Origin of the sequence: Enterococcus canintestini (assembly GCF_001885735.1) — a bacterium.
Lineage (GTDB): Bacteria > Bacillota > Bacilli > Lactobacillales > Enterococcaceae > Enterococcus_C > Enterococcus_C canintestini.
On record NZ_JXKG01000040.1, the window covers coordinates 1 to 4,597 of the forward strand.

Below are 4,597 nucleotides of genomic sequence, written 5' to 3' on the forward strand. Positions count from 1 at the left end.
GCAAGATTTTTCGGGTTGTCTTGGCTCCCTAATTCTCCTTTTTTAAAGTTTACCTCTGGTTCAAAGTTAAAACTAGACGTATAAGCAAGCAAATGTCCTCGGTTGACAATTTCTTTTCCATCAACCTGTTTTTGGTGCCAGCCTGTCGGTTGCCATACTTGCCGTTCTCGCCCTTCGGAACGTCCTAGATTTTGTTTATCAAGGTAAGCAGTAACAACTGTGGTGCGGTTCAAGGAGTCTAACTCGCCATAAATCACCTTGTTTTCTTGCCACTGGGAAATATCCAGTGTAGACTGCCCATTATTTACGTTTAAAACGGCATTATCGCCACTATGAAAGTCTAAAGCAGCTAATTGGTCGTATTGTTGCTGGTCAATGCTTGTGGTAGCTGTTCCATGGTTTTCTCGCTGTTTTTGTTCGTTTTTACTATCTAACTGATTGCGTACCGTTTGAACGGTTTTATCTGATTGTAAATGTGCGAACCAAGTATTGATTTCTTGCTTATTTCCTAGTCCTAGCCCCACAAGCAAAATCGTAAGGAAGCAGCTTAGCCGCTGTTTTTGTTTCTTCGTCATATTCGTTTCCTCCTTCATCATGAAAAGTGTAGACACTTTATTTATGAGTGCCGACACTTTTTTAATCCCACATCAAAATGGGCTTGTTCATGCGCAATCAATAAGTCCAAACCATGGGCAAGAATTTTGCTCTCTGAAAGGACGTACTTTTTGGCTAGTGCAGTTAATGCCACTTGCTGTTTTGGGGTCAATGTAGCGACTACTCGTTTATTTTCTTTTTTTATAGTCATTGTCCTGCTCCTTCTTTAAAACCAAAAGTAGCGAAATAAGAGCCAGCCAACCACAAGAATCACACCAGACAAAAGTAGGCGTATCCCTTTTTTAACCAATCGACGCAAGCGACCAAAAAAGAAGGAACGGAGTAAACCAGCGCCAAACGTAGAATAAAAAAGCGGAAAAAGCAATGCCAATAAATCATTTTTCATTTTTGAATCCCTCCTGTTGTCGTCTTCTTTTTACTGCTTGTTTCTCTTTATACGCATACCCTCTATACGCATTGGGCTTTGATTTATAGCCATAGCCTTGGGCGTCGTCTAAAATTTCCCCTGTGTCCATTTGAACAATCACAAATCGAGGGTCATAGCGCTTGGATAAGTTTTCAGAAGCAACGGCTTTTATATTTTTTCCAATCATGTGATACACTCCCTTCTCTCGTAAGGACAGCAGGTGGGCTGTTCTTACGAGGGGTTTTCTTGTATTTTCTTGTTTTTTAGTCTATACTCAACGTGTAAATTAATTTTTTTCAGTTTTGAAGTCCTGTAGTGAGGGCTTCTTTTTTTGTGTCCACTTTTTGGGAGCCGTACATTTCACGAAGGGTGTTCATATCGTAATGTTTCCGACTACGTTTTTTGTAGTCACTTGGCGCTTTATACCATGCGTATTTTTTAGGTGAATAACGAAATGCTAGGGTTTTTATACCGTCCTTATATGGTTTGGTATTCCCCGTTAGCCAGATAAACGTTCCCACGATTTCAATTGCTACACCGTCCATTTTTAGGGCAAATAAGCGGTTTAATATGTCTTTGAATTGTTCGGGCGTTTCAGTCGTTTCTTTGGTGTAGGTTTCGCCGTCTTTGTTCTTATGGGTGTTTTTCAGCTTGCTAAACAATTCATCATATTCATTGTTCAGTTGCGCCATTTCTTCATTGCTACCGCCACAATCGGGGTGTAATTTCAAGGCTAGCTTTTTATAGGCTTTTTTCAGTTCTTCTAAGGTTGATACCTGTTGAATGTAGGTCATTTTTTATCAGCGCCTTTCTTTCTTAGTTGTTCCATTCTCTTGTAAGCATTCTCATAGCCTCTGAAAATACCAAAGTCAGAAGCTAATTTCCTTTTTTTCGCACTTTATAATAGATACCGTTGTTGTCTAAAAAATTCCGAATGACTATTTTCTCAATCATATAAGACATTTTACCGTCCCTCTTTTCGGTTTTGCGTCGCTTTTAAAATTAAATCGGGCGTTTTTAGACGATAATCTGCGTCCTTAGTTGTCATGTATGCCGAAAAATCACTGATTCGGTTCGTCAAGCTTAACCACTGGTTGGCAGAAGTCTTTCTTTGTAAAATAATTAAGCCGTTGGGAATTCTAACCTCTTGCCGTTCTAAATCAAATGTGCCATGAATCTCCGCTTTTAACTGCTTTTTCGCTGTTACCATTTCTGATTTTGTTTGAAATTCCTTACTAATTAATACCGTCATTTTTGATTTTCCTTTCTTTTTTGGTTTTTGAACAACCATTTTTGTTAGGCGTTTGAGGAAGTGAAGCTGGACGGTTAAATTGTCCTTTTCGTCAAACGGTGTAGACTATCCCCCTTTGCGTTTTGTTTTCGATTGTTCATTTTCGCCAGTGTGTTCGTGTCGTTTGCTGTGCAGTGAAAGAACCATAGACACCAAGAAAACACAAGGGCGAGCTTGCTCGTGCATTTTACCCTTGTGTTTTCGACTGGCTGTGGTACTGTAGCAAGCAGTGAATGGCACGAACACACGAAAAGGGGCAAGCGAAAAACGCAAAGGGCTGCGTGACACCGTTTTGACATCAGAAAAGGAGAATTTGAGCGGAATGGTTTTGACCTTTGCCTTGTGCAACAAGGCTTTCTTCCGACGAACGGCGGTGGCGGTTGGAGTAAGGAAGAAACAGCTCTTTTCTTTTGATTTTTACCAGCAAAAAAGCCTTGTATCTGCAACGATACAAGGCTTTTTATGGTATAATATAAGAGATAGTAAAGTTTAATGACGGTGGCTATCCAATCGAAAGTGAGGTGGTGCGTATGAACGTACTTCCAAAATCTAAAGAAAGGAAATGCCTGTTGTCTGTTTCAGAAGGCTTGCAACTAATGATTGCGTTTGGTGGCTTTACGCTAACCTTAATAACAACCATTGTTGCAATTCTGAACTATAAAGACAAAAAATAGCCGTCAGCTTTAGCAGGTGGACGACTATTTTTTAATTAGAATATAAATCTGCCACCGTCTTTAGCGGTGCTATCATTGAGGGCGTATTACTAGTACGTCCTCTTTACATAGTCATTATACCACATTTTGAGCGAGAAGAAAGGCGGAAGCCTTTCTTTTTTCATGCGCTCCTAAACGGTGGTGGCGGTTGGAGTGTGGCGGACAACAAAAATTTTACTATCTTATAAAAAACTTCCTTCCTCTTCAGATACAAACGAAGTTTTTCTTTGATACTTATAGAAACCAAACACCTACTACAATCCCTATTCCCAATAAAAGAATAGTAATCAAAAAAATATTCAAGATTCTTTTTTGATGATCCGTCATCGTCTTATTGGAATGTCTATAGACCAGCCCTAACAATATAAATAACAATGTAACCCAAATAAATATTGACATTTTTCACATCTACTCTATAACTTTTTATACGTAACATGATCAATATACATATATATCTTACCAGAATTAGGATGAGCTACTATTTTATCAGCAGCTTCAGTAAAACGTTTCGCAACTGTTCCGCCGATCCCTGCAGTTATAGCTGCCAAAACAGCAGTTATTCCTCCTGTTGCAATACCCGCTACACCCAATAAACCAGCAACTGCTCCTAAAGAACCATCAGAAATTGCAACTTTTCGGAAAGTATCACGTAGCTTTTTCCCATCTGCCTTATTCTTATATGTCCACAAAATTCCTATAGAAATTGGCGCAGCACTGGGTGCTCGGGTTTGGAATCTTGGATCTGTATTTCCTTTTTGAACAATTACTTCATTATTAGTAAATATGTTCCCTTCACTATCCTGATAAATTGTTTCAGGCTGTAAAAACGATTCCTGAACCTCACTTTCTTCTAGCGTTTCTGCCGCATAAACACTTGTTCCAACACCAGTTAATACACTAAATCCAAGTAATAACACCCCAACAAACGAAAACAACTTCAACAATCGAGCCATTCTATCTCCACCTTTTTATTTGGCTGATAGTTATTTTTACTTTCTTTTTGTCGTTTCCAAAGCAAACTTTTTCCCGCTTTTTGTTTTACTCTTTTCTGTCTTGTAACAACCTTCACAAACATAGATTAGCATAAATTCCGCTGAAAAAACAGACTGTTTTTTCTTATCTTTTTCATGTATAATTAATTTTATTGTGATATCCATTTTATTTTAACAGAAAATTATTTAATTATAGTCGTTATTTAAAATTGTAGATAAAAAACAGATAACCCAGGTGGCGCTTACTCCACCTGGGTCTCGTTTTTCTCTAAATTTTCTTTGATCCTATAAACAGTTGGTCGACAAACACCTGCTCTTCTAGAAATTTCCGAAATCCCCATTCCTTGTTCTAGCATTTCGACGATTTGATAATAAATAATTTGTTTTTGTCGATTTCTACTTGTTGGAGAATAATCCGGCTTTCTCCCTCTAAACAGTCCTTTTTCATGCGCTAATGCGATTCCTTGTGCTTGTCTTCGTTTGATTTCCGCCCGTTCGCGTTCCGCTACCATAGCCAAAATTTGAATGATCAAATCTTTGATAAATTTATCTAACAATGCATGTATCCTAATAAAGTGGA

General features: G+C 38.4%; 10 protein-coding genes. 2 read left to right on the forward strand and 8 right to left on the reverse strand.

Features of this window, described 5'->3' with window-relative positions; translation table 11 throughout:
- The 6 genes from RU96_RS12440 to RU96_RS12465 all read right to left on the reverse strand — a co-directional run.
- On the reverse strand, positions 1–575 hold a 575-nt coding region (locus tag RU96_RS12440; RefSeq protein ID WP_071865796.1), incomplete at its 3' end, for a DNA/RNA non-specific endonuclease.
- A gap of 41 nt (positions 576–616) precedes the next feature.
- On the reverse strand, positions 617–805 hold the full coding sequence (locus RU96_RS12445) for a hypothetical protein (protein WP_071865797.1): 189 nt from the start codon (positions 803–805) through the stop codon (positions 617–619).
- Between the two features lie 15 nt (positions 806–820).
- The gene (locus RU96_RS12450) at positions 821–1,000 is read right to left on the reverse strand and encodes a hypothetical protein (protein WP_010746372.1); all 180 of its coding nucleotides are present in this window, start codon (positions 998–1,000) and stop codon (positions 821–823) included.
- A complete protein-coding gene (locus tag RU96_RS12455; RefSeq protein ID WP_071865798.1) occupies positions 990–1,208 on the reverse strand; it encodes a hypothetical protein in 219 nt (72 codons plus the stop codon). The genes RU96_RS12450 and RU96_RS12455 overlap by 11 nt, the downstream gene beginning before the upstream one ends.
- Before the next feature lie 109 nt (positions 1,209–1,317).
- Positions 1,318–1,815 (reverse strand): DnaJ domain-containing protein, encoded by a 498-nt coding sequence (locus RU96_RS12460; protein WP_071865799.1) that lies wholly within the window; start codon positions 1,813–1,815, stop codon positions 1,318–1,320.
- A 170-nt stretch (positions 1,816–1,985) separates the two neighbouring features.
- A complete protein-coding gene (locus RU96_RS12465; RefSeq protein ID WP_071859012.1) occupies positions 1,986–2,273 on the reverse strand; it encodes a hypothetical protein in 288 nt (95 codons plus the stop codon).
- A 268-nt stretch (positions 2,274–2,541) separates the two neighbouring features.
- On the opposite strand from RU96_RS12465, the gene RU96_RS13100 reads away from it, so the two are divergent.
- Together RU96_RS13100 and RU96_RS12470 are read left to right on the forward strand one after the other, a co-directional pair.
- Entirely contained in the window at positions 2,542–2,805 is a 264-nt protein-coding gene (locus tag RU96_RS13100; RefSeq protein WP_169818354.1) for a hypothetical protein, read from the forward strand.
- A gap of 37 nt (positions 2,806–2,842) precedes the next feature.
- The gene (locus RU96_RS12470) at positions 2,843–2,986 is read left to right on the forward strand and encodes a putative holin-like toxin (RefSeq protein WP_010746377.1); all 144 of its coding nucleotides are present in this window, start codon (positions 2,843–2,845) and stop codon (positions 2,984–2,986) included.
- Between the two features lie 452 nt (positions 2,987–3,438).
- On the opposite strand, the gene RU96_RS12475 is transcribed toward RU96_RS12470, so the two are convergent.
- Both RU96_RS12475 and RU96_RS12480 read right to left on the reverse strand, forming a co-directional pair.
- Complete coding sequence (locus RU96_RS12475) at positions 3,439–3,978, reverse strand: hypothetical protein (protein WP_249024207.1); 540 nt, start codon at positions 3,976–3,978, stop codon at positions 3,439–3,441.
- Positions 3,979–4,259: 281 nt separating this feature from the next.
- On the reverse strand, positions 4,260–4,597 hold a 338-nt coding region (locus RU96_RS12480), incomplete at its 5' end, for a helix-turn-helix domain-containing protein (RefSeq protein WP_249024208.1).